Origin of the sequence: Halorussus salinus (genome assembly GCF_004765815.2) — an archaeon.
Lineage (GTDB): Archaea > Halobacteriota > Halobacteria > Halobacteriales > Haladaptataceae > Halorussus > Halorussus salinus.
Map to the genome: position 1 here is coordinate 899904 of NZ_ML974127.1, position 22531 is coordinate 922434.

Sequence of the window (22531 nt, forward strand, 5' to 3'; positions counted from 1 at the left end):
GTTTTCACCTCAGGCCGCCTCGTAGACTTCGTCTCGGACCCAGTCGTACCCCTTGTCTTCCAGCTTCTCGGCGAGTTCCGCGCCGCCGCTCATGGCGATTTCGCCGTCGAGCATGACGTGGACGTGGTCGGGCTCCACGTAGTCGAGGATGCGCTGGTAGTGGGTAATCTGGAGAATCCCGGTGCCCTGCTCGTCGCGCAGGGCGTTGATACCGTTCGACACGTCCTGCAGTCGGTCGATGTCCAGCCCGGAGTCGATCTCGTCCAGCACCGCGATGGACGGTTCGAGGATGGCCGCTTGCAGGACCTCGTTTTGCTTCTTCTCGCCGCCGGAGAAGCCCGCGTTGAGGTACCGCTGGGCGAACTTCTCGTCCATGTCGAGCTGTTCCATCTTCTCGGAGAGGATCTGCTGGAACTCCGCGACGCCGACCTCGCCCTCGTCGGCGGGGCCTTCCATCGGGCTGGTGTCGTAGCCAGCGTCCTCTTCCTCGTCGGCCTCGGCTTCCTCCTCGTCTTCGTCCTCGAACAGCTCCTCGCGCTCGTCGAGCTTGGCGTTGAGCGCCTGCCGGAGGAAGTTGACCATCGTGACGCCCTCGATTTCGGCGGGGTACTGGAAGCCGAGGAAGACGCCGAGCGCCGCGCGCTCGTTCGGTTCGAGGTCCAGCAGGTCCCACGAACGCTTGTCCTCGGGGATCTCCTCGTCGAACTCGTCGTCGTCGAGGGTGAGGACGATTTCGCCCTCGGTTACTTCGTAGGCGGGGTGTCCGGCGACGACCTTCGCCGTCGTGGACTTCCCGCTCCCGTTCGGTCCCATCAGCGCGTGAATCTCGCCGGAGTTGACTTCGAGATCGACGCCGTTGAGAATCTTCTCGTCGGCCTCGACCACCTCAGCGTGTAGATTTTTGAGTTCTAGCGTTGCCATTGTTAGGCTCACCTAAGTCGTTCGGAGAATGGGTTGTGCGACCCATAATGCTTTCGCATTCCCCTGTAAATGGTTTCGCGCCGACGAAAAATATCTTTCCGGAACGAGAAACTACATCACGAGAGACGGCGAGCCGACGCTCGCCGAGGAGTCAGACGAAACTCCCGAGTCCGGTCTGCTCTTGCCCGGATTTCACCTCGTCCCACGAGATGTCGAGGGCTTCGAGAATGCGCTCGATGGGTCCCTGCAACGTCTTGTCGAGCATCTTGTCCCAATCGACTTCGAACTCGTCGGGCACTTGGTCGGCGAACTCGAAGCAGATAACGTCCGGGTCCTTCTTGAACTCCCGGTAGCGGCGGTCCTCCTTCGAGTTTCCGCTCGGGTCGAAGCCCTCCTCGTTCTCCATCCGTTGCCAGAAGTCCGGGTGGACGCCCTCCAAGTAGAGTCGCTTGGGCTTGCTCCCGCGCTGAAAGTTGGTCCCGAGCATGAGGTTGGCGTACTTCGCGCCCCGGACCTGCGCGGTGTCGGTGTCGTAGGCGTCGAGTCGCTTGCCGATACCGCCGGGGATGCCCACGTCGTCCAGATTCACGTTCCCGGCTTGATAGTCCTCGATGACCTCGTGGACGTAGTCTTTCACGTCCGATAGCTCCTCGCCGTGGACGATCATGTCGATGACGTTCTTCTGGACCTCCTTCGTGATGGGTGCGATGTCCGACCGCTTGTACTCGAAGCCCGTGATGTCGATGTCGTCTACGTCCTTGCCCTCCTTCCAGACGATGTGACCCGCGTAGCGTTTCTTCTTGCCCGCTTGGAAGAATCGTCGGTAAAGTTTCTCGAACTCGATCTGGAAGCGGTGGGCCGCCGCGTTGAGTCGTTCGAGGGCGAACTCGTCGTACGACTCGTTGATGGCCTCTTCGACTTCGTACCCCTTCTGAATCGTCGCCGCGAGCGATTCGAGTTCCTTCTCGTCCATCTCGGGATGTGCTTCCCGCATTCCGTCGGTAACTTCGACATCGCCCTCCACGTCTTCCGCACCTATATGACCGACTTCTAACATTACTGAGTCGGTATCTCCGTAGGCAACGTCGTAATCCAGTTCTTCTGCCGTCTCTTGGGTGTGTTCGATGACCTCTCGACCGGTCGCAGTAATCGCGGCCCCCATCGCCTTGTCGTAGAGGCGGAATCGCTCCCAACCGAGGACGCCGTAGAGCGACTGGCCGACGAACTGGAACGTTCCGTTTCGGCCCGCGAGGAGCGTGTGGTTGTCCTCGACGGTCACGCAGTAGACGCCGTCGTCGGCGGTACTCCGGGACGAACTGCGGTGCATTCGGAGCGTGTTCTTGCTCTCCTCGGTGCAGTAGATGCGCCACGCGCCACTGTCCTCGCGGTAGTTCGTCGTCAGTCCGAGGTGGGCACAGAGACGAAGCACGTCGTCGCGGAGTCGCTCGCTCGCCGTGGAGTATCGCCACGAGTTCTTCTGTCTGTCTCCGTCCCCATCGACCAGCGTTTCGAGGAAGCCGCACTTCTGGTCCCGACTCGCCTCGAAGACGAACTCCGGAATCCGCTTCTCGAAACTGTCGTCGCCACAGAGACGTTCGAGGAGTCCGCCGAGGAGTTTCGAGGTGAACTGGTACCCTCGGTCGTCAACGTAGTAGTCGAACCCCATCCTGTCGAGGAGGTCGCCGATGGCGGCGTGGTCGCTCTCGCCGCCGTCGGTCATGACGGCGTCTTGGGCGATCTGGATGCTCGTCGCGGACCCGCGGAAGTTCTCGCCGAACTGCTTCTCCTCCGAGGTGTAGACGTTTCCTTCCGTGACGTACCACGCGAGGAGTTCGAGGAAGTCGTCGCCGTCGTACGTCCGAGGAATCCACTTGCGGCCGGACTCGGCGTGGACGTAGAACTCCGAACAGACCGACTCCAGATACTCGCGGTGTGCCTCGAACTCGTTGGCCGAGAAGACGTACCCTTCTTCACCGATATCGGCCTTCTGCACTTTGTCGGGGTACCAACCGATTTCGGCGGCGAGAGTGTGACCGTGAACGTCGTGGTTCGCCCAGATTTCGTAGTCGTCGGCGAACTCGGTCAGGTCGATTTCTTCGAGGGGCGTCCCGTCCGGCCCGTCCCAGTCGTGGGGAAGTTCGTAGTTCGTCGCGGGGTCTAAGTCTCCGGCCTCCACGAAACTGTACTCGTCTTGGGTGACGCCGTTCGTCTCGTTCTTCCGAACGAGCATGCGGTGGTTCGGCGTTACCCGGAAGTCCATCTTGCTGGTCTCGATGTCAACGAGGTCGCCGCGGTAGTCGGGATACGCGTGGGTCTCCACGACCGGTTTGCGTTCCATCTCCTCGGTGTCGGGGTCGAGCGAGTACACCTCGTCGCCGACTTCGAGGTCCCGAATGTTCCGAACTCCCTCCGGCGTGAGAACGTCGGTGTCCGGCGTGAAGCAGTTCATGATGACCTTCACCGCGGCCTGCTGGCGGTCGAACCGCTCGTACTCCGAGGTTCCGGGGTCGCGCTCGTTGCGGAGCGCCTTCTTCTCCTCGCGCTCGGCGAGCGTCTCGTCGATGATTTCGCGGATGATGCCGTCCGGTTCCTTCTGGAAGTGAGTGCCCGTGGGCGCGGTGTAGGTCTCGCCGTCGTACTCGTCGGGGTCCACCTTCGTCTCGGGCGAGGCGTTGATAGTCGTCATCGACATCGGGTAGAGGCTGGCCAAGTCCAGCACGGTCACGTTCTCCTTGACGCCGGTAATCGGCTCGAACACCGCGCCGCCCTCGTAGTCCTCGCTCTCCTGTTTGCCTTTCGAGGGGAGCGCGAACTCCCCGTGGGCCTTGTGGAGGACGTACATGTCCACCGCGTCGCCGGGCGTCGTGGCGTCTTCGAGCTTACACCCGACGAAAGAGGCGACCTCCTCCCAGAAGGAGACGATGTCCTGCTTGCGGTCGAGTTGGACACACAACTCCACGTCCCTGACGTTGTACTCCAGCAGGCGCTCGGGGTCGTTCTCCCAGAGGTCGCCGATGTCGCCCGCGTAACGCTCCTTGCCGACGCCCAACTCGACTTCGCCCACCGCGTCGAGGCGGTAGGATTCCAGTTCCGAGAACTGGGTGCGCTTGTAGCCGTACAGCAGGTCGAAGACGACGCGGCCCTTGACCGTCGGTCCGCCCCAGTCCGAGTCCCAGACCTCGTTCACGCGCGAGAGGCGGTCCGAGTCGAGGTCGTACTCGTGCGGCCCGTCGAGTTCGTCCAGTCGGTCGATGAGGTAGGGCGCGTCGAAGTCGTCCGCGTTCCACCCAGTTAGGATATCTACGTCTTTTCGGTTGATGTAATCGAGGTACTCCTCCAGCATCTCGCGCTCGTCGCCGAACGTGCGGACTTCGAGGTCTATCTCCTCGATGGGGTCGTAGCCCGGCAGGTCGTCGGGGGCCTCGGCGTCGCCGTCGGGCGCGTCCGCGAGCCACGCGATATACTGGTCGTCGTAGGAGTCGAACGTCGTGAGACAGATGATGGGTTCCTCGCCCTCCTCGGGGAAGCCCGACCGGTCGTCCACCTCGATGTCGAAGTAGTGGACGCGCGGGTCGGCCTCGACCTCGACGGGTTCGAGGGTGTCGAGTCCGTCGTGGAAGTAGAGGTCGCCCTCGTCGTCGCGGCGCTCGGGGATGCGAATCCCGCTCTTGACGTTCTTGTCGATGAGGAATCGGTTCGGGAAGAGGATGTCGGCCTCGTAGTGGTCGAAGTTCTCCCGGACGTTCCCCACGTCCCGAGGAGTCCGGCCGAATATCTTGGTCAGCTTCTCGCCCCGGATGCTCTCGTACGGCTCACCGTCCTCGTCGGTCGTCTCGCTCCCGGTGAGGCTGTCGTAGCTCTCCTCGGGCGGGCCGTCGAGTGAGGCGGTCGGCGCGTAGAAGTAGGGACGGAAGCCGACCACCCGGACGTGTTCGAGGGTGTTGTCCTCCGTGCGCCCGAAGACGTGGACCACCGGTGCTTCGTCGTCGCCCGACCCCTCGACGGTGTAATCGACCTGCATCACCGCGAGTTCGACCTCGCCGTCGGCGTCCGGAAGCCAGTCGTCGTCCTCGACCACCGAGTCGGCCCCCCGAGAGTCGCTTCCGGCGACTGCTCGGGCTTCGGCGGCCACGTCTCGGTCGTCGCCGCCACCGTCGGAGAAGTCCGTGAGTGTCGTAGACCCCGAATCGCTCATGTGAATCGAGTTTGGCGGGTTCGGCTAAAAACCCTCCCTTCTGGGGCCTCGGAGGGGTGTCGAATGGAAAGCTATATAATGTGTTAACACTTACCACGGGACGAGGTGACGCCAATGTCCGACCACGCCAACCCCGGCGACGAATTGGACCGTGCTGAAGCGGCGCTTCCCGAAACCACGGAGACGGAAGCACCCATCGAGGCCTACGAGACGGAGGACGGCGTCGTATTCTATGACGCGGACAATCCGTTGGCGTGGTTGAAGGCGGGACGACCGCTTACACTGAAAGAACAAATCTGACGAGCCCACACCTGACGGGGCGCGACTGGCGACCGACGGCGGCCGGTCGTGACCCGACCGCCGACTGCCGTCGTCGCTCCTCGGCGACGACGGAGAGTACCGGACGACCGACGAGGACGAAGCGTTTTTCCTCGTTCCCTTTCGATTGTCGAACAGTGGCTCCCGACGATTCCACGCCGGACGAAGACGACGACTCGGTAGCCGACATTCTCCCCGAGGACCCGCCCCAAGCAGAGGCCGACCTGCTACCCGAGGACCCCTCGAAGGACCTCGGTCCCGACCCGCCGACCGTTCCCGACACGTCCCAGAACGAGGCCGACGCCGACCTCAAGCGGCGGTTCTGGTCGCTGGTTCTCCTGTTCAACGTCGCGCTGTTCGCCACGAGCCTCGGCCTGATGCTGATCGGCTTCGAGGGACGCTGGCGGTTCGGCGGGGCGATGTTCCTCGTCGGCGCGTTCGCGTTCGTCCGTGGCTGGCGCGGCTACCAAAAAGTCCAGCGGGAAGCCGAGGCGAAGACGGCGGAGTCCGAGACCGACGGCGATGAGTCCGACCCAGAAGACGAACAATCCGATGCCGAAGCCGAGGAGGCCGACGCCGACGACGACCGGTCCGACACGAGAGACGAACGGTCCGGCGACACCGACGCGGAACTCCAGAAGGACTAACCGCGCGTCCCGCCTACGCCCGGCCATGCGAACCGTCCGGGACGAGTCCGGCGACCTGTTGCTGTTACTCACGGAGTCGAGCGACGCCTGCAAGGTCCGGGACCCCGAGACCGGCGAGGAGGGCTACCGCGACCGCGACGACCTCGAAACCATCTCCGGCGAGTCGCCGCTGACGACGGCGGCCCGCGCGGTCCCGGAATCGGCCCGCGCCGTCCTGACCGCGGCCCACGACGAGCGCGCGCTCGGCCTGCTGGTGGACCTCTCCGAGCGCGGTCCTCACTCGGTCCGGTATCTCCTCTCGGCGACGGACCTCTGTGAGAGCGACCTGCTCGGTCTCCTCACGGAGTTTCGCGCCGCCGGACTGGTCGAGGAGACCGACGCGACGGGCGAGCGCGGGTACGCGACGACGGAGACGGCGGACGAGGGCGTGGCACTGCTGACCGGCGAGTGACCATTTCCGGAGGGGTCGTTCTCGACGGCGCTCCGCTCCCGACGGCATTCCGTTCCGGACGGCGCTCCGCTCCCGACGGCATTCCGTTCCGGACGGCGCTCCGTTCCCGACGGCGCTCACTCGACCTGCGCTCGCGCCCGGCGCAGGCACTCGTCGGCGAACTCCGAGAACTGGGTCCCCGACTCCTTCGAGAGCGCGATCGTCACGCCGTTCTCCTCGTCTATCGGCACGAGGAGTACGTGCATCCCGCCGTAGTACGTGAGGTTGCACCGCGGTTCGCCGACTGCCGAGTTGAGTCGGTCGGCCTCGTAGAGCGTCCGGTGGACGGTCCGGACCAACTCGGCGTACTCGTCTATCTCGGTGTCCGAGAACGCCCGCTCTATCTCGTCGCTCCGGTAGAGAATCGAAAACGAGTCCATGTCGTACGCGCCGACGCCGTGTAGCGAGGTGCCGACCCGTTGCTGGACGAACTGTAGCACGCGTTCTCCAGCGGAGAGATGCATATTCCGGCGTGACTGTCGTGGCACAAAAAATCCTCCGGCGGGACGGTCGGGTCGGAACGGTCAGTTTCGGGCGGTCGGTTCGGGATAGTCGATTTGGGGCGGTCGGCCGGACCGCGCTTCGGTCAGTCCGCCGCTTCCAGCACGGTCTCGCGGCGCTCGACCGTCGAGCGGTTCGACACGGAGTCCTTCTCGACCCACACCACGTCGTCGGCCGCCGCGACGAGTTCGTCGTCGTGGCTCACGACGACTATCTGCTCGACGCCCAACTCCCGCATCGACGCGACCAGTTCCGCGAGTTGCGAGACGTGCCCCGAGTCGAGGAAGACGGTCGGTTCGTCCAAAATCAGGGGCGGCATCGGCGCGGTCCCCTCGATGCCCTCCGAGAGGAGTCGGTAGATTGCACACCGCAGGCTCAGGTTGAACAGCGCGCGCTCGCCGCCCGAGAGCTGTTCGGGGTCCAGCGACTCGCCGTCCTTCTGGTAGACGGTCAACTCGTACTCGCCGTCGAGTTCGATGCGGGCGTACGAGTCGTTCTGGTACACGAGGTCGAACACGTCGTTGAGCATCTCCTCTAACTGCTCGACGTTGCGCTGGCGGAGTTCCGCGCGCAGGTCGCCGTACATCTCCTGTAGCTCGGCGGCCTCCTCGCGCAGGGATTCGAGCGACTCGACGCGCTCTTGGAGGTCGTCGCGCCGGTCGCGCAGATTTTCGAGGTCTTCGATTTTCGTCTTCGTACTGTCGATTTGTCCGATGAGCGTGTCCCGCTTCTCACGAAGCTCCCGCAACTTCACCTCGACCTTCTCCAAGTAGTCCTCGGCCTCCTTCTTGTCCTCGCGGGCGCTCTGGACCTTCTGGTCGTCGTAACTCTCCCGGAGGTCGCTCCGACGCTCGCGCTTGTCGGCCAGCCTGTCCCGGCGCAGGTCGTTCTGTTCTTCGAGGTTTCGGCGCTTCTCGCGGTGGCGCTCGATGTCGTCCTCGGCGTCCGCGATTCGCTCGCGGACCGAGCGAATCTCGTCCAGTCGCTCGCGCTTTGTCTCGATTGCCTCGCGCTCGGCTTCCAACTCCTCGACGCGCGCCTCGCGGTCGTCGGCCTTCTCCCGGAGGTTCGCGGCGTCCTCGCGCTTGTCGTCGGCGTCGGCTTCGAGGTCGTCGGCCGCCTCGCGCAACTCGGCGGCCTCCTCGCGCTTCTCGGCGACCGACGCCTCCTTGTTCTCGACCAACTGCTCGACGTTCCGGCGGTTCTCGCGGGTGTTCTCGACAGTCTGCTCGGCTTCGCGGAGTCGCTTCGCTTCTTCGACGCTCTCCTCGGCCTGTCCGCGCCGGTCCCGGACCTCGGCGAGTTCGGCGTCGAGGTCGTCGGCGCGCTCGCGGTCCTCCGCGAGCGTATCGACGTGCGGTGAGTCTTCGACGGGTTGGCCACACTCGGGACACTTGCCCGCTTCGAGGAGTTCTTCGGCTTCCTCGACACTGTCCCGGAGGCTGGTGAGTTCGGCGGTCAGTTCCTGCTCGCGCTCCCGGAGGTCGGATAGCTCCTCGCGGCACTCGTCGAGGTACGACTCGGCCTCGCCGAACTCGACGGGGGCGTCCGAGAAGGCGTCCTTCTCGGCTTCGACCTGCTCGCCGAGCGTCGCTAACTTCTCGCGGTACGATTCGAGGTCGGTATCGGCCTCGTCGGCTTCGGTTTCGAGTTCGTCGGCGCGCTCGCGCTTCTGGTCGGCGCGCGACTGTAGCTCCTCGGCCTTCTCGGCGAGGTTCCCGGCCTGCGTGTCGAACATCTTGGCCTGCGTGTTCGCGTCGCCGAGCTTCTCGGCGAGTTCCTCGTCCTCGGCGTCGAGTTCGTCCAGACGGGCCTCGACGGCCTCGTCGTCCGCGGTATCGAGGTCGGTGTCGGAACGTAAGTCTTCGACCTTCGATTCGAGGTCGTCGATTCGCTCGCGGAGTTCCCGGACGCGCTCGCCGTGTTCGGTCCGCTCTCGCTCGGTCTGGCTGATTTCGGACTCCAACTCGTCGATGTCTTCGGCGAGGGCGTCGAGTTCCTCGCGCTTCTCCTCGTAGCTGTCGAGAATCTCGACCGCCTGTTCGCGGGTCTCCTCGGCGGTCTCCTCGTTCTCCTCGAAGCGGTCGATTTCGCTCTCGGTCTCGTTCAGCGCGGACTTGCGGTCGTTCAGGCGCGAGTGGAGGTCCTTGGCTTCCTTCTGTTCGATTTGGCTCTCCAACTCCGAGAGACTGCCGCGCTTGTCGTCCAGTACCGATTTGACACCGAGGCGGGCGTCGCTGGCGCGCTCGCGGTACTCCTCCAGTTTCCCGAGTTGGAGGAGGTCGTCTATCATGTCCTGCCGTTGGCTCGGCGAGGCGTTGATGAGCTTGTTCACCTCGCCCTGCCGGACGTACGCGCAGTTGACGAACGCCTCCGAGTCCATCCGGAAGAGGGTCGTCACCTCTCGGCGCACGTCGCGCGCACCCTCTATCGTGTCGTCGGGCGTTTCGAGGACGCACTCGGCGGTCGTCGCGCGCTCGCCGGTCGCCCGGATGCGCCGCCGGACGTGGTAGTCGCCGCCGTCGTGGGTGAACCAGAGTTCGATTATCGCTTCCTCCTCGCCGATAGTCACCACGTCTTCGAGCGTGCGGTCCAGCGCCTTCGCGCCGTAGAGCGCGAAGAAGCAGGCTTCCAGCAGGGAGGACTTGCCGCTCCCGTTCAGGCCGTGAATGACCGTGACGCCGGGGTCGAGTTCGAGGTCGGCGTCGGCGTAGCACTTGAAGTTCCGGAGGCGCACGCGGTCGAACTTCATAGGTACTCCTCCAGCGTCCCGTCGGCGTCAGTCGTCTCCGACGACGAATCCGCCTCCGCCGCGCTCTCGCCCTCTGTCGCGGCCTCGGCGACCGCTTCCATCGCTTCGGGGTCGTCGGGGTCGGGCGCTCGCTCCGCGGCTTCGTCGCTCCCGTCGGACTCGGACTCCGTGGTCGCCGACTCCGTGGACTCCGCGTCGTCTGCGTCCGTGTCCGCGTCTGCTTCCGCGGGCGCGGACTCGAAGGCGTCGAGGTCGCCGTCGGCGACGAGTTCGCTCACCCGGTTCTGGACCGACTCGCGGACGTTCGCGTCGGCGACCTTGCTCTCGCGGACGGTCTCGTCGATGCCGCGGGCGGCGTCGCTCAGGCCCAACTCGCGGACGCGCTCGCGCACCGCGTCGTCGGGGTCGGCGAACGACACGTCCAACTCGCCGTCGTCCTCCTCGACCTCGCGGCGGTCCTTGACGCGGACGACCAGCGCCCCGGCGTCGAGTCCGAACTCCTCGACGCGGGCGGGCGTGACCTCCTCGCCGTCGCCCTCTATTTCGACCACGACCACGGCGTCTTCGAGGTCGCGCTCGCGCAGTTTCTCTCGGACGCGCTCGGTGCCCTCGCCCTCCGCGAGGTCGGCCTCTACGAACTCGAAGTCCCGCGTCGCGTCGAGGCCCCGGCGAGCGATGGTCGTCTCGCCGTCGAACTCTACGATGTTGTAGCCCCGGTCCTCGCGCTCGTCGGTGCTACAGCGTTCGGTCGAACCGCAGTAGGTGACCCACGTCTCGGCGACCTCCTTCTTGCCGGGCTTGTGGTTGTCGCCCAACAGCATCGCGTCGAAGTCGAGGTTGGCCTCGGTCAGGACCTCCTCGGCGTCCCAGTCGCCGAGGTCGAACGGTTGGAAGAGGCCGTGGCTCACCAGCGCGGCGTGAGGTCGGTCGTGTGGCGCGAACTGGTAATCGAGGTCGTCGCGCTTGGACTTGGGCACGTGGTCGAGACCGTAGAACGCCGTGTCGCCGACGATTTGGGGTTCGTCGCCGAGTCGCGTGGCCAGCCCCAGCATCTCGAAGAGGTCGAGCCACTGGCGGCCCCGCGTCCCCTCGTGGTTGCCGACGACGGCGAGAAACGGGATGTCGGCGTCCCGGAGTCGCCGGAGAACGGAGATGGTCCCGTGGAGGGCGTTCAAGTCGGGCCGACGGTCGTGGAACAGGTCGCCAGCGTGGACCACGGCGTCGACGTTCTCCTCGATGGCGTCCGTTACGACCTGCTCGAAGGCCCGGAGGAAGTCCTCCCGGCGCTCGGGGGAGTGGTACTGTCGATACCCGAGGTGGGTGTCCCCCGTGTGTATCACCCGTGTCATCGAGTCGTCGTTTGCGTCCGGGGACTAAAGGCGTTCCGCGACGCGCTACCGCTCTCGGCGGTCGATTCCGGTTGGCGCTCCGAGTCGTCGGTCATACCCCCGACTGCTTCGCTCTCGGGTATAAACTTTGTCCGGGCAGGCTGGCGATTTATCTTTCCTTCGAGCGCGCTCGCGCGTGCGATAGCAGCCCCGAGCGACCGCGTACGCAGAACTGCGTGCGCTCGCCTGTACTCACGACCCGGCGCGTGCGGGCGCGACCCTGCGTGGTCGCGCCCACCCGCGCGAGGGCCGAGCATCGCAGGCCGAAGGCCGAGAAGCACAGACGGTTGGGGAGGCGTGAGGCCCGCGGTCACGGTGCGGCGCGGTGCTGTAGACTCCTTTGTTCAAGCCTGAAGCTGGCTTCTTCTCTATAACTACTCCTGCGCGAGAAATCCCGAAATTCACAGACGGTCGAAAACTCTAGCATAGACTACGAATCCCCCTCAAGTCCACTTGTCCAAGCCGGTCTGGACGACCGACTCCTCGATGCGCTCGAAGCCCCGTTCCACTTCCTCCTCCGCGACTCCCCACTCCTCGACCACGTACTCGCGCGCCGCGTCGAGGTCCGGGTCCATCTCGGCGTCGAACTCGTAGTCGTCGGTGACGGTGGGATTCAAGAACAGTTCCCGAATCACGTCCACGTCCTTCTCGATGCTCGCGCCGCGGGCCTCCAAGACGCCCCAGATGTCGCCGTACTCCTTGACCTCCTTCAGGGCCGTCTTCGGGCCGACGCCCGAGACGCCCTCGTTGAAGTCCGTGCCACAGAGGAGGCCGATATCGACCAGTTGCTCCCACGTCACGTCGTGCTTTTCCAGCGTCGCCTCGAAGTCCATTAACTCGGGATTGCCCTTGCTGGTCAACTGGCGGAGCGTCAGCGGCGCGCCGAGCAGGAGCGCGTCGTAGTCCTCGGTCCCGCAGTAGTCCACCGCGCCGGTCCGGTTCATGTGGGCGGCCTGCGATTCGCCCTCCGCGGGGGCCTCGATGTAGGGCACGTCGAGGAGGTCGAACAGCTCGCGGGTCGTCCGCTGGATGGTGTCGGTCAGCCGTTGAGTGTGGGCGTCGAGGCGCGCGACTTCGACGGCGTCGCCCTCCTCGCGGGCCTCCTCCAGTTTCTCCTCGCGCTTGGCGCGCTCCTCGCGGCGCTGTTCGATTTCCGCGGACTTGTGGTCGGTCACCGCGCCGTCGAAGACGAAGACGGGCGTCAGGTCGTTCTCGAAGAACTTCGGCAGGCCCTGCACGACGCCGACGAGGTTGGCGACCTCCGTGCCGTCGTCGGTCGTGTACACCTCGTCGCGGGTCCACTTCACCGTCGTCGTCAGGTACTTGTAGAGCCAGTTGTGGGCGTCTACCGCGACGACGCTCCCCTCCAACTCGTCGAAGGGGACCTCCGAGAGGACCGCCAGTTGGCGCATGTCCGTGTTTCCCATCGTTGGTCGGAGTAGGGAACGGGAGGGTTTGAAAGCTACTCCTCGGGACTGCAGCCGGAGGTCCCGCTCCGGCGCTCACGTCCGGCAGTCTATCGCGCGACTTCACGTGCTGTAGTCGCGGCCGGAGTTTTATATCCATGAACGGACAAGAGTCGAGTATGTCCCTCCGACGAAGCTACCTCGCGGGCGGCCTCCTCGTGGCGCTGTCGGCCGCGATGAGCGCGCTCGCGTTCCCCGAGATGCCCGCCGAGATGGCGACCCACTGGAACGCCGCGGGCGAAATCGACGGCCGGACGCCCAAGACGGTCGCGCTCGCGCTCTTCCCGGCGCTGTCGGCCGCGATGCTCGCGCTGTTCGCCGTCCTGCCGCGCATCGACCCGCTCGGCGAGAACGTCGCGACGTTCCGCGAGGAGTACGACACGTTCGTGGTTCTCCTGCTCGCGTTCCTGACCTACGTCCACGGTCTCGTCCTCGCGGCCAACGCGGGCTACGAGTTCGAGATGATGCAGGCGCTCGCGCCCGCCATCGGCGCGCTGTACTACTACCTCGGCGTCCTCACGGCCCACGCCGAGCAGAACTGGTTCGTCGGCATCCGGACGCCGTGGACCATCTCGAACGAGGAGGTCTGGCACCGGACCCACGAGCGCGCCGCGCCGCTGTTCAAACTCGCGGGCGTCGTGGCCGTGTTGGGCGCGCTGGTCCCGGCCTACGCCGAGTTGCTGGTCGTGGCTCCGATAGCCGCGGTGGCGCTGTACGGCACGGTCTACTCCTACGTGACCTACCGGAGAGTCGGGACGTAGCGCCCTGCCGTTCGCCTGACTACAGTCACCCTTGACAATTCAATATACTTCTAAGGAAACGCTACAGCGTTCCGTCTCCACCGAACACCCACGCTCACCGACACCTTCTTGACCCGAACTGACCTACTGAGAGGCATGGTCGTCCGACTCGCACTACTGGCAATCGGGCTTCTGGAAGCTCTCTACCCGCGGCGCGTGGTCGATTTCTGGATGAACCTCGCCGCGGAGGAGGGCGACGTGGAACTCCGGCCGTGGGTGTACCGCGTCGCGCGCCTCGAAGGGATTAGCATCGTCCTCTGGGTCCTCGCTCGCCGCGTTCGCGGCGGGCGAGCGGAGCAGGACATCGAAGCTACTGCCGCGGAGCAGTAACTCGATTCGAGCGTCCGATTTTTCTCGCCGCGGCCCGTCGTCGTCGGCATGACCGACCCACTCGGCGACACCGCGACCTTCGACCGCGCGGCCCGCTTCTACGACTTGCTTGCGCCGACCCCCGACGCCGAGGAGCTACGCGAAGCACTCTCGTTCGCCGACCGCGAGGTCGAACGGCTCCTCGACGTGGGCGGGGGCACCGGCCGCGGAGCGTCCGCGCTCGGGGTGCGCGAGCGCATCGTCGCCGACGCCGCGGCGGGGATGACCCGCCAAGCCCGGCGGAACGGGCTGGAGGCGGTCCGGGCCGACGCCGCGAGCCTGCCGTTCGCCGACGAGAGCGTCGATGCGGTCCTCGTAGTGGACGCGCTCCACCACTTCGGCGACCCCGAGCGCGCGGTCGAATCGGCCGCGCGCGTCCTCCGGCCCGGCGGTCTCCTCGTCGTCCGCGAAATCGACCCGACCTCGCTGGTCGGCCGCCTCGTGGAGGGCGGCGAACACCTCTACGGCTTCGACTCGAAATTCTTCGCGCCCGACGAGTTGGGCCGACTCGTCGCCGACGCGGGCCTCGACGCCAAGTTTCGGTCGCGGGGCTTCGAGTACACCGTGGTCGGCCGGAAGTCCGACGAGTGAGACGGCGAGGAGCGCCCGCCCCGGCCGTCGGCACCGACCGTCGGACACCGGGAGAAACATTACCGGGCGGGCCAAACTCGCCAGCATGAGCAACGCCGACGGATTCGTTCGCTCGCGGGTCGAACCCTCCTCGGCCACCGCGGGTCTCGCGTTGGGCGACCTGCTGGTACTGGCCGGGTTCCTCACGCTCGGGTCGATGAACCACGGTTTCAGCCCGGTGGCGAATCCGGGACGAATCGCCGGGACCATCGCGCCGTTCCTCGTCGGGTGGGTCGTCGCCGCGCTCGCCTCGGGCGCGTACGCCCCCGACGCGACTCGCACGGTCACGGGCGCGGTCCTGCGCGCGGCCGCGACGTGGATTCCCGCGGCCGCCATCGGCCTGACGCTCCGCTCGACCGGCTTTTTCCACGGCGACTCGCCGGTGACGTTCATTCTGGTCGTGAGTAGCACCGGTCTCCTCGCCTTCTCGGCGTGGCGCGGACTGGTGGCGTATCTGCGGTAGTCCGGCACCAGCGAGTTCTTACAGCGAAGGGCAGTTACCCTCGGCGACCCAACCGCGGCTATGGAGTACGCGGTACTCGGGTGGCCCGAGGAGAACCCCAAACTCCGACTCGACCACCGCGCGTTCAGCTACGCCGGGAAGTTCGTGATGTCCAACACCGGGAAGGCGGTCGTCCGGGACCCGGACGCCGAGCCTCTGACCAGCGACGAAGATACCGAGACACCCACGCCCGAGACCGACGCCCCGGACCGCGACTGGGTGGCCGACGACAACATCGTCGCCGCCGTCGCGTTCAACGAAGACCGGACCGACCCGGCGACCGCGTGGCTTCGCTACGTCACCGTCCGGCAGGACCGCCGCGGGGACGGACTCGGCGCGCTCCTCTGTCGGTTCGCCGCCGACCGACTCCGGGAACGGGGGTACGAGCGCGTCCACATCGCGGTGAACAACCCCTTCGCCTTCCACGCGCTCTACAAGGCCGGATTCGGCTATGCGGGCGAGGAGACCGGCCTCGCGGAGTTACTCCTCGTCGCCCCGAGTGACCGGCCGCGGGAGGGCTACCGGACCGGTCTCGACGCCTACCGCGAGCGCGACCTCTCGGAAGCCGAGCGCGATTTTCTGGCCGCGAAGGCCGACGCCGACCCGCCGGACGTGGTGCCGATTCCCGACTGACGGGGCCGGACGGTCCGAGGCTCCCTCCTCGCAACTCACCGAACCTGCGGAGTATCGACCGCTACAGCCACCGAGGTTAACCGCACCGCGACCGAATCCCGAGGAGATTCGGGGGTTCACGAAATGGCCGAGAGAAACACGCTACCGGGGGAGGACGCATCGCTGTGGCTGGCGACGACCGACCGGACCGACTTCCCGGCGCTCGACCGCGACCGGCACGTCGATACCGCGGTCGTCGGCGGGGGCATCGCGGGCGTCACCGCGGCGCTCCACGCCGCGGAGGCGGGCCAGTCGGTCGTCCTGCTGGAGCGCGACCGCATCGTCGAGGGCGTCACCGGCAAGACGACCGCGAAGGTGACCGCACAGCACGGTCTCATGTACGACGACCTGCTGGACAAGCACGGCCGGGACGCCGCCCGGCAGTACGCTCGCGCCAACGAGGCCGCAATCGAGGAGATAGCCGAACGCGTCGAGGCCCACAACATCGACTGCGGGTTCGAGCGCCTCCCGGCCTACACCTACGCCGCCGACGACGAGCAACGCGCGGCGGTCGGCCGCGAGGCCACCGTCGCGGAGGGACTGGACCTGCCCGCCGAGTTCGTCGCGGACCCGCCGTTCCCCGACGACGCCTCCGGCGCGGTGACGTTCGCCGACCAAGCCCAGTTCCACCCCCGGAAGTACCTGCTCGCCCTCGCCGACGAGATTCCCGGCGAGGAGGCCCACGTCTTCGAGGAGACGAAGGTGACCGCGGTGGACGACGGCGGCCGGAACGACCCCTGCCGCGTCGAGACCGAGCGCGGGACCGTCACCGCCGAGAGCGTCCTGCTGACGACCCACTTCCCCATCGAGGACCCGGCGTTCTATTTCGCGCGCCAGTACCCCAAGCGGTCGTACGTGCTGGCGGTCGAACTCGCAGAGGAGGCTCCTCGGGGGCTGTTCTACCGCGACGAGTCGCCCTACTTCTCGGCGCGTCCCGCTTCGCCGACCGATTCTGGCGGGGACGAATCGAGCGGCGGGGACGAACCGAGCGACAGGTGGGACGCCGACGGGCCGATGATGCTCGTCGGCGGCCAGAACCACAAGACCGGACAGGGCGGTTCGACCGCCGACCGGTACCGGAAACTCGAACGACAGGCCCGCGACCACTTCGACGTGGAGGAGGTCCGCTATCGGTGGTCCACGCAGGACTACGTCTCCATCGACCGGATTCCCTTCGTCGGCGAGTTGGGACCGACGACCCACGGCGTCTACGTCGCCACGGGTTTCGGCGGGTGGGGCATGACCAACGGGACCGCCGCGGGGAAGATGCTCGCCACTTACGCCCGCGGGGAGACGCCTCGCTGGAGCGACGCCTTCGACCCGCAACGCTTCGACCCCGAGGCCGGAGGCAAGGAGTTCCTGAAAGAAAATCTCGACGTGGGCACGGAGTTCACCCGCGACTGGGCGAAGGCCCTCTTTCGGGGCGAGGAGCCCTCGGTCGCGCCGGGCGAGGGCGAGGTCGTCCGGCGCGGCGGCGACCAACTCGCCGTGGCCCGCGACGAGGAGGGCGACCTGCACGTCTCCTCGGCGGTCTGCCCGCATCTGGACTGCATCGTCCACTGGAACGACGCCGAGCAGTCGTGGGACTGCCCGTGTCACGGCTCGCGGTTCGCGCTCGACGGCGAGGTGCTGGACGGGCCTGCGGTCGAGGACCTGCCGACCCGCGGGGAGTGAGTCTACAAATCGGGCGTCCCGATTCTACACCTCCACCAGTCGGCAGGTGGCGCGCGCTGGTGCGGCCCTCGTGGCCGCGCCATCTCGTGCGAGGGACGAGCATCGCAGGCCCACGGCCGAGAAGCGCAGTCGGTTGGGGAGGCGTGAGGTTGTCGCGGTACTGTGCTGTGCGGTGCGGAAACTCCTTGTTGTCGGTGATAGCTAGCTTCCTCTCGTCGTTCGTCTTCCTTCGCTCGCCTCCGACTTTTCACTCGTCGTAGAGGAACCCCCGAAAACGCATCTTCCGCGAACCTTCCGCAAGCACAACGCTGATTGCGGGCCGAAGACAGGAGCCAAACAATGCCAACGTCGTCGCAGTCCGACATCGACCACGCCGCTCGGGCGCGGGACGTGCTGGGGTTCTCGCGGTGGTGGCAGGTCGCCGCCGCCGCGGTGATGATGGGCCTCATCAGCCCGTACCAGTACGTCTGGTCGTCCATCGAGTCGCCCATCGCGCGGTCGCTCGCACTCGACCCGACCGCGCTCGGGTTCGTCTTCACCCTGTTCGTCGTCTTTCAGGCCGGGTCGCAGTTCCCCGTCGGGTGGTACCGGGACCGCCACGGACCGCGAGGACTCACGCTTCTCGCCGGTCTCCTCGCGGGCGGCGGCTACGTGGGACTGGCCTACGCGACCGAGGTCTGGCAGCTCTACCTCCTCTATTCGCTGGGCGCGGTCGGGGTCGGCATCGTCTACACCGTCGCGGTCAACACCGCGCTGAAGTGGTTCCCCGACCGACGGGGGCTGACGACCGGCGTCGGCACGATGGCGTTCGCCGCGGGGTCGGCCCTGTTCATCCCGTACGTCCGGACCAACGCCACCGTGGCGGGCTATCCGGACGTGCTTCGCAACATGGGCCTGCTCATCGGCGTCGGTCTCCTCGTGGGCGCGCTGGTCCTGCGCGACCCGCCGAGCGGGTGGGCCGACGCGAGCGACGAGGGAGACGAGGCCGCCGCGGAGTCTGCCGACGCCGAGGAGACGACCGACCGCGCGGCGGAGGCCGACCGCGCCGAGACCGACGGCGGCGCGACCCTCACCGCGGGCAAGCAGTACACCACCCGCGAGATGCTCCGGACGTGGCAGTTCTGGCTGATGTACGCGATGTTCGTCTTCGTCAGCGGTGCAGGGCTGATGTTGACCGCAAAGAGCGTCTCGTTCGCCCAGAACGTCGGCCTGAACGCCGTAACCGCGACGATATCCGCCACGCTCATCCCCATCGCGGGCGGTATCGGCCGCCTCGTCGTCGGCGACCTCTCGGACAGGGTGGACCGCGAGCGGGCGATGGCGGTTTCGTTCACGCTCTGTGGCATCGGGCTGTTGGCGGTGGTCTGGTTCGGCGTGACCAACACCGTGGTCGGCTTTCTGGCCGCGGTGGCGATTACGGCCTTCTTCTGGAGTCCCCAGTACACGCTCTTTCCGAGCGTCGTCGGCGACTACTACGGGCAGGAACACTCGTCGGCGAACTACGCCCTGCTGTACTCCGGGAAGATGTGGGGCGGCGTCTTCGGCGGCGGCGTGGCTGGCTGGCTCGTGACACAGACCGGTTGGCCCACCGCGTTCGCCATCGGCGGCGGATTCGCGGTGTTGGCGGGGCTTGCGGCGGTTCTCCTCCGCGAACCGAGCGAGTAAGTCACGCGCTCCGGCAGCGTTCGATTCTCCGGCGGCGTTCGACTCTCCGGCGACGGTTCGTTTCTCGACGCCGACGACGTTCGAATCGCGCTCCTCGGCGAAATTACTGACAGGAATTTCCGGACGGGACTGAGAACCGCCCTACCGTTCATTTTGGACACTCTACGGTAGAAAACAGACTGATGGCGTATCCATAAGTTATGAAAATCTCATACAGCGCATAGGATTCGCCTATCGGTATTGAACCGTTCAACTACGGGAAAGAGTTATATACCTATGGGGCATATTTTGTAATAGATTATGACTGGGTACTACGACCTAATCCTCGGATTGATTCCGCTCTCCCTCGTCGGAGTAACTGCCGTGCTGAGCGTCGTCGGTTTCTCGATTACGTCCGCCGTCCCGCTGGCGGCCAGTATCCCCGTCGCGCTCATCGGACACGCACTGTTCGTCAACAGCCCCGTGGACGACCCCCAGTCTTCGTCCGAGACCGTCGAGTCTTCGTCCTCGACCTCCTTCGAGCCCGCCGACTGAACCGACTCTCGATTCCCGACTTCGACTTCCGATTCCGTCGTTGCGGTCTTTCTCTCACTTCTCGCGTTGGTAGTTTCGCTCGGAGCGTCTTCTCAAACCTCGACGCGGACTGTTCAACCACCCGTCAGCTCTCGGGTCGTCCCTCAATCGTTTTCCGACTGGACTGTGTTGCTTGGGCCATGACGGACGCACTGTTCCTGACCAGCGAGGAGGTATCCGGATTGGCGACGCCCGGCGAGTACGTCGAGGCGGTCCGGGAGGGCTACCGCCAGCGCGGCGAGGGCGCTCCGGCCCGACCGCGAGCGAAACTCACCAACGCCGACCCGCCGGGGATGCTCACCGACTACTCGGCGGTCCTGCCCGAGACCGGCGCGATGGGCGGGTACATGTACGCCGCCGGGTTCGGCGAAGAGGACGCGTGGTTCCTCGCGCCCGTCTTCGACGCCGAGTCGGGCGAACCCCTCGCGCTGCTGGACGGCGCGAGCATGAACCCCTTCAAGACCGGCGCGGCGGGCGCGGTCGGTATCGACGCGCTCGCTCGTGAGGACGCCAAAACGTTGGCACTCCTCGGGGCTGGCTCGCAGGCCCGCGGGCAGTTGCGCGCGGCCGCCGCGGTCCGGGACCTCGACAGCGTGTGGGTGTACTCGCCGACCAAGGACTCGCGCGAGTCGTTCGCGGCCGAGATGAACGAGCAGTTAGCGCCGTCGGTCGCGGCGGTCGCCTCCAGCGCGGCCGCGGTCGAGGAGGCCGATGTCGTGGTCACGGCGACGACCGCGAGCGACCCGGTGTTCGACGGCGACCTGCTGGCGGAAGGGACCCACGTCACCGCGATGGGTCAGTACCACCCCAACAAGCGCGAACTCGACGCGACGACCATCGAGCGTGCCAAGTACGTCCCGGACCTCCGCGAGCGCGTGATGGAGGACGCCGGGTCGTTCATCGCCGCGGTCGAGGAGGGCGTCGTCTCCGAGGACCACGTTCACGCGGAGTTGGGCGAGGTCGTCGCCGGGGAAGCGCCGGGCCGCGAGTCCGACGAGGAGATCACCGTCTTCGACAGCGGCGGGACCGGAATCGAGACGGTCGCCGCGGCGCACATGCTCTACGAGAAGGCCCGAGACGAGGGACTCGGCTCCGAAATCTCGTTCGCGCCCGCGAGCGAGGCGCTGACCGGTCGGTAGTCGAGGCGCCGTAGAACTGGACTCTCGTCTCGGGGACTCGGCGATTCAGAGAAAGCGGTGGTCGGTCGCTCGTTGCAAGGCTACCTTACGCCGCGAGCATCATCGCCGCGATGAACGACGAGTCGGTGCCCGCACTGGTCTCTTTTTTCTTGCGCTCAACGTCGGTCTTGTTTCGGGGATGCTGCCATCGCATAGCTCTACAAAATATTTACTCACACTTGAGTATGTCGTCTCGGTTATGGGTTGGCAGAGACTCGCAAATAATTTGTGATAGCATAGCACGACTCTGTCGAAACGGTAGCAATCCGACCCGACTTTCTCGGAATACCGTCCGCAGATTCTATCTAACTATCAAATGCGACCGCTCTCGCTCAGTCCAATATCAATTCTGGAACCGATGCGAGGAGAACGAGAAAGACGACGAGGAGACCGACGGCCAGCGTTCGAAGTACTCCTGCGGAACGTCGTCGGTCCGGAGGTAGCGATTCGGCGAACCCGGAGAGTGCAAACGCGATACCCGAAAAGAGGAACAAGTGGAAACCGTCGAGTACGACACCGGAATACACCCACACGAGAAGGCAGACGGACGACAAAAACGAGAAGAGAAGCCCCTTCCGTCGTCCATCCGGTTCGCGGAACAACGTCCGCTGAAGTACCTCCATACCTCCCAGTAAGAGTTCGACCTGATAAATTATTTGGAGAGTGAGACGTGGGCACTGGTATCTGTCTCGTCTCTCTCTGACGAGCAGAGTGCCGCGTCGATGTCACTACAGTCCAATCGCCTGCATCAGCGAGATACCGCTCGCCAGCGCGCCGACCAGATAGCCGCCGATTGCGCCGCCGTTCAACAGCGGGAGTCCGGCGTGGGCGCGGCCCTTCATCACCATCCAGAGGAGAACCAGCAAGCCCCCAATCGTGCCGACCATCGAGGTCAGCGCCGGGAGGTTCAGCGCCAACCCTGAGACGAGCGGGTCGGCGGGCGCGAAGGAGGCCGCGCTGGCGACCATCACCGTCGGCATCACGGCGTCGCCCAGTCCGATGAAGAACACGTCCCGGTCGGACACCTCCGGGCGCTCGGCCTCGGCGTGGTCGCCCTCGGCGTCCGTCGCTGGCGCGTCGTCTGCGTCCGTCTCCGGGGTCTCGCCGCCGTCCGCGGCGCTGGCTTCCGGTTCGTTCTCCTCGTCAGCCACCCCGTCGTCGTTCAGGAAGGAGTACGAGAGCGTCATCGGAATCACGAGGATGACCGGAATCTTCAGGTCCATCACGCCCGAGGCCAGCGTCAGCATGTGTTCGGTGCCGTAGACCGAAATGGCGTCGTAGACCGCCAGCACGGTCAGCAGCACGATGGCCGGGAGGAGGCTGAAGCTGATGCCGAACAGTCCGGCCGCGCCAGCGCCCATCAGGACGCCCGCGGCGTCGATGACGTACCACTCGGGGTGGACCGCGAGCGCGAGCGAGACGGTCGCGGCCGCGCCCAGCGCGACCACGTTGAGCGGTGCGCCGCCCCACTGCACGACGAGCCACGCCGGAATCACGACCGAGAAGACGTACCACGAGAGGAGTCCGCTGGTGAAGATAATCGCCCCGCGGAGCAACCACTGTACGTCGAGTTTGATGATGGCGAGCATCACGCCGGTCAGTACCAACACCGCCGCGACGTAGACCAGACTGTTCGTCGGGTCGGAGGGGTTCTCGACCTGCTGGTAGCCCGCCTGCTGGAACGGCTCGACGAGCGCCAGCGCGCCGAGTTGGACCAGCAGGAACATGGCCACGGTCAACCCGACGGCCGCGAACACGCGCGTTCGATTCTCCATGCCCGGTCGTTGCCA

20 protein-coding genes are annotated in these 22531 nt (G+C 65.9%); 12 read left to right on the forward strand and 8 right to left on the reverse strand.

Annotated elements, in window-relative coordinates:
* Positions 1-9: 9 nt before the first annotated feature.
* Positions 10-921, reverse strand: coding sequence for an ABC transporter ATP-binding protein (locus tag EPL00_RS04610; protein ID WP_135851604.1), 912 nt, complete (start codon positions 919-921; stop codon positions 10-12).
* Between the two features lie 151 nt (positions 922-1072).
* Positions 1073-5116: a DNA polymerase domain-containing protein gene (locus EPL00_RS04615; protein WP_135851603.1), complete on the reverse strand. Its 4044-nt coding sequence runs from the start codon at positions 5114-5116 to the stop codon at positions 1073-1075.
* Between the two features lie 114 nt (positions 5117-5230).
* Between EPL00_RS04615 and EPL00_RS04620 the strand changes: the two genes are divergently transcribed.
* From EPL00_RS04620 to EPL00_RS04630, 3 genes are all read left to right on the forward strand, one after another.
* The gene (locus EPL00_RS04620) at positions 5231-5416 is read left to right on the forward strand and encodes a DUF7331 family protein (protein ID WP_135851602.1); all 186 of its coding nucleotides are present in this window, start codon (positions 5231-5233) and stop codon (positions 5414-5416) included.
* Positions 5417-5571: 155 nt separating this feature from the next.
* Positions 5572-6081 (forward strand): DUF7322 domain-containing protein, encoded by a 510-nt coding sequence (locus tag EPL00_RS23450; protein ID WP_202932541.1) that lies wholly within the window; start codon positions 5572-5574, stop codon positions 6079-6081.
* 25 nt (positions 6082-6106) lie between these two features.
* Positions 6107-6532 carry a DUF7346 family protein gene (locus EPL00_RS04630; protein WP_135851601.1) on the forward strand — a complete coding sequence of 142 codons (426 nt, stop codon included), beginning with the start codon at positions 6107-6109 and terminating at the stop codon, positions 6530-6532.
* 116 nt (positions 6533-6648) lie between these two features.
* Here the strand turns inward: EPL00_RS04630 and EPL00_RS04635 are convergent, their stop codons facing one another.
* From EPL00_RS04635 to fen, 4 genes are all read right to left on the reverse strand, one after another.
* Positions 6649-7035 carry a hypothetical protein gene (locus tag EPL00_RS04635; protein WP_135851600.1) on the reverse strand — a complete coding sequence of 129 codons (387 nt, stop codon included), beginning with the start codon at positions 7033-7035 and terminating at the stop codon, positions 6649-6651.
* Positions 7036-7157: 122 nt separating this feature from the next.
* Positions 7158-9824, reverse strand: coding sequence for a DNA double-strand break repair ATPase Rad50 (rad50, locus tag EPL00_RS04640; RefSeq protein WP_135851599.1), 2667 nt, complete (start codon positions 9822-9824; stop codon positions 7158-7160).
* Positions 9821-11173, reverse strand: a complete 1353-nt coding sequence (gene mre11, locus EPL00_RS04645; protein WP_135851598.1) for a DNA double-strand break repair protein Mre11 — start codon at positions 11171-11173, stop codon at positions 9821-9823. The genes rad50 and mre11 overlap by 4 nt, the downstream gene beginning before the upstream one ends.
* Before the next feature lie 482 nt (positions 11174-11655).
* Positions 11656-12639, reverse strand: a complete 984-nt coding sequence (gene fen, locus EPL00_RS04650) for a flap endonuclease-1 (protein WP_135851597.1) — start codon at positions 12637-12639, stop codon at positions 11656-11658.
* 158 nt (positions 12640-12797) lie between these two features.
* On the opposite strand from fen, the gene EPL00_RS04655 reads away from it, so the two are divergent.
* From EPL00_RS04655 to EPL00_RS04695, 9 genes are all read left to right on the forward strand, one after another.
* Positions 12798-13439 (forward strand): SdpI family protein, encoded by a 642-nt coding sequence (locus EPL00_RS04655; RefSeq protein ID WP_135851596.1) that lies wholly within the window; start codon positions 12798-12800, stop codon positions 13437-13439.
* Between the two features lie 135 nt (positions 13440-13574).
* Positions 13575-13808: a hypothetical protein gene (locus EPL00_RS04660; RefSeq protein WP_135851595.1), complete on the forward strand. Its 234-nt coding sequence runs from the start codon at positions 13575-13577 to the stop codon at positions 13806-13808.
* Between the two features lie 48 nt (positions 13809-13856).
* Positions 13857-14438 carry a class I SAM-dependent methyltransferase gene (locus EPL00_RS04665; RefSeq protein WP_135851594.1) on the forward strand — a complete coding sequence of 194 codons (582 nt, stop codon included), beginning with the start codon at positions 13857-13859 and terminating at the stop codon, positions 14436-14438.
* A gap of 85 nt (positions 14439-14523) precedes the next feature.
* Positions 14524-14940 (forward strand): DUF3054 domain-containing protein, encoded by a 417-nt coding sequence (locus EPL00_RS04670; protein WP_135851593.1) that lies wholly within the window; start codon positions 14524-14526, stop codon positions 14938-14940.
* A 60-nt stretch (positions 14941-15000) separates the two neighbouring features.
* Positions 15001-15612, forward strand: coding sequence for a GNAT family N-acetyltransferase (locus EPL00_RS04675; protein ID WP_135851592.1), 612 nt, complete (start codon positions 15001-15003; stop codon positions 15610-15612).
* A 123-nt stretch (positions 15613-15735) separates the two neighbouring features.
* Entirely contained in the window at positions 15736-17325 is a 1590-nt protein-coding gene (locus tag EPL00_RS04680) for an FAD-dependent oxidoreductase (RefSeq protein ID WP_135851591.1), read from the forward strand.
* Positions 17326-17664: 339 nt separating this feature from the next.
* Positions 17665-18990, forward strand: a complete 1326-nt coding sequence (locus EPL00_RS04685) for an OFA family MFS transporter (protein ID WP_135851590.1) — start codon at positions 17665-17667, stop codon at positions 18988-18990.
* 300 nt (positions 18991-19290) lie between these two features.
* Complete coding sequence (locus tag EPL00_RS04690) at positions 19291-19524, forward strand: hypothetical protein (protein WP_135851589.1); 234 nt, start codon at positions 19291-19293, stop codon at positions 19522-19524.
* Positions 19525-19703: 179 nt separating this feature from the next.
* The gene (locus EPL00_RS04695) at positions 19704-20702 is read left to right on the forward strand and encodes an ornithine cyclodeaminase family protein (RefSeq protein ID WP_135851588.1); all 999 of its coding nucleotides are present in this window, start codon (positions 19704-19706) and stop codon (positions 20700-20702) included.
* A 371-nt stretch (positions 20703-21073) separates the two neighbouring features.
* On the opposite strand, the gene EPL00_RS04700 is transcribed toward EPL00_RS04695, so the two are convergent.
* Together EPL00_RS04700 and EPL00_RS04705 are read right to left on the reverse strand one after the other, a co-directional pair.
* Positions 21074-21364 (reverse strand): hypothetical protein, encoded by a 291-nt coding sequence (locus tag EPL00_RS04700; RefSeq protein WP_135851587.1) that lies wholly within the window; start codon positions 21362-21364, stop codon positions 21074-21076.
* 105 nt (positions 21365-21469) lie between these two features.
* Positions 21470-22516: a presenilin family intramembrane aspartyl protease PSH gene (locus EPL00_RS04705; RefSeq protein WP_135851586.1), complete on the reverse strand. Its 1047-nt coding sequence runs from the start codon at positions 22514-22516 to the stop codon at positions 21470-21472.
* Positions 22517-22531: the final 15 nt, after the last annotated feature.

What these genes read in the sequence shown, in the direction of transcription:
- EPL00_RS04680 (WP_135851591.1), top strand. Translation starts at nt 15,736, where the DNA reads ATGGCCGAGAGAAACACGCTACCGGGGGAGGACGCATCGCTGTGGCTG.
- EPL00_RS04620 (WP_135851602.1), top strand. Translation starts at nt 5,231, where the DNA reads ATGTCCGACCACGCCAACCCCGGCGACGAATTGGACCGTGCTGAAGCG.
- EPL00_RS04610 (WP_135851604.1), bottom strand. Translation starts at nt 921, where the DNA reads ATGGCAACGCTAGAACTCAAAAATCTACACGCTGAGGTGGTCGAGGCC.
- EPL00_RS04660 (WP_135851595.1), top strand. Translation starts at nt 13,575, where the DNA reads ATGGTCGTCCGACTCGCACTACTGGCAATCGGGCTTCTGGAAGCTCTC.
- EPL00_RS04655 (WP_135851596.1), top strand. Translation starts at nt 12,798, where the DNA reads ATGTCCCTCCGACGAAGCTACCTCGCGGGCGGCCTCCTCGTGGCGCTG.
- EPL00_RS04630 (WP_135851601.1), top strand. Translation starts at nt 6,107, where the DNA reads ATGCGAACCGTCCGGGACGAGTCCGGCGACCTGTTGCTGTTACTCACG.
- EPL00_RS04665 (WP_135851594.1), top strand. Translation starts at nt 13,857, where the DNA reads ATGACCGACCCACTCGGCGACACCGCGACCTTCGACCGCGCGGCCCGC.
- fen (WP_135851597.1), bottom strand. Translation starts at nt 12,639, where the DNA reads ATGGGAAACACGGACATGCGCCAACTGGCGGTCCTCTCGGAGGTCCCC.
- mre11 (WP_135851598.1), bottom strand. Translation starts at nt 11,173, where the DNA reads ATGACACGGGTGATACACACGGGGGACACCCACCTCGGGTATCGACAG.
- rad50 (WP_135851599.1), bottom strand. Translation starts at nt 9,824, where the DNA reads ATGAAGTTCGACCGCGTGCGCCTCCGGAACTTCAAGTGCTACGCCGAC.
- EPL00_RS04635 (WP_135851600.1), bottom strand. Translation starts at nt 7,035, where the DNA reads ATGCATCTCTCCGCTGGAGAACGCGTGCTACAGTTCGTCCAGCAACGG.
- EPL00_RS04690 (WP_135851589.1), top strand. Translation starts at nt 19,291, where the DNA reads ATGACTGGGTACTACGACCTAATCCTCGGATTGATTCCGCTCTCCCTC.
- EPL00_RS04700 (WP_135851587.1), bottom strand. Translation starts at nt 21,364, where the DNA reads ATGGAGGTACTTCAGCGGACGTTGTTCCGCGAACCGGATGGACGACGG.
- EPL00_RS04705 (WP_135851586.1), bottom strand. Translation starts at nt 22,516, where the DNA reads ATGGAGAATCGAACGCGCGTGTTCGCGGCCGTCGGGTTGACCGTGGCC.
- EPL00_RS04685 (WP_135851590.1), top strand. Translation starts at nt 17,665, where the DNA reads ATGCCAACGTCGTCGCAGTCCGACATCGACCACGCCGCTCGGGCGCGG.
- EPL00_RS04675 (WP_135851592.1), top strand. Translation starts at nt 15,001, where the DNA reads ATGGAGTACGCGGTACTCGGGTGGCCCGAGGAGAACCCCAAACTCCGA.
- EPL00_RS04670 (WP_135851593.1), top strand. Translation starts at nt 14,524, where the DNA reads ATGAGCAACGCCGACGGATTCGTTCGCTCGCGGGTCGAACCCTCCTCG.
- EPL00_RS04695 (WP_135851588.1), top strand. Translation starts at nt 19,704, where the DNA reads ATGACGGACGCACTGTTCCTGACCAGCGAGGAGGTATCCGGATTGGCG.
- EPL00_RS04615 (WP_135851603.1), bottom strand. Translation starts at nt 5,116, where the DNA reads ATGAGCGATTCGGGGTCTACGACACTCACGGACTTCTCCGACGGTGGC.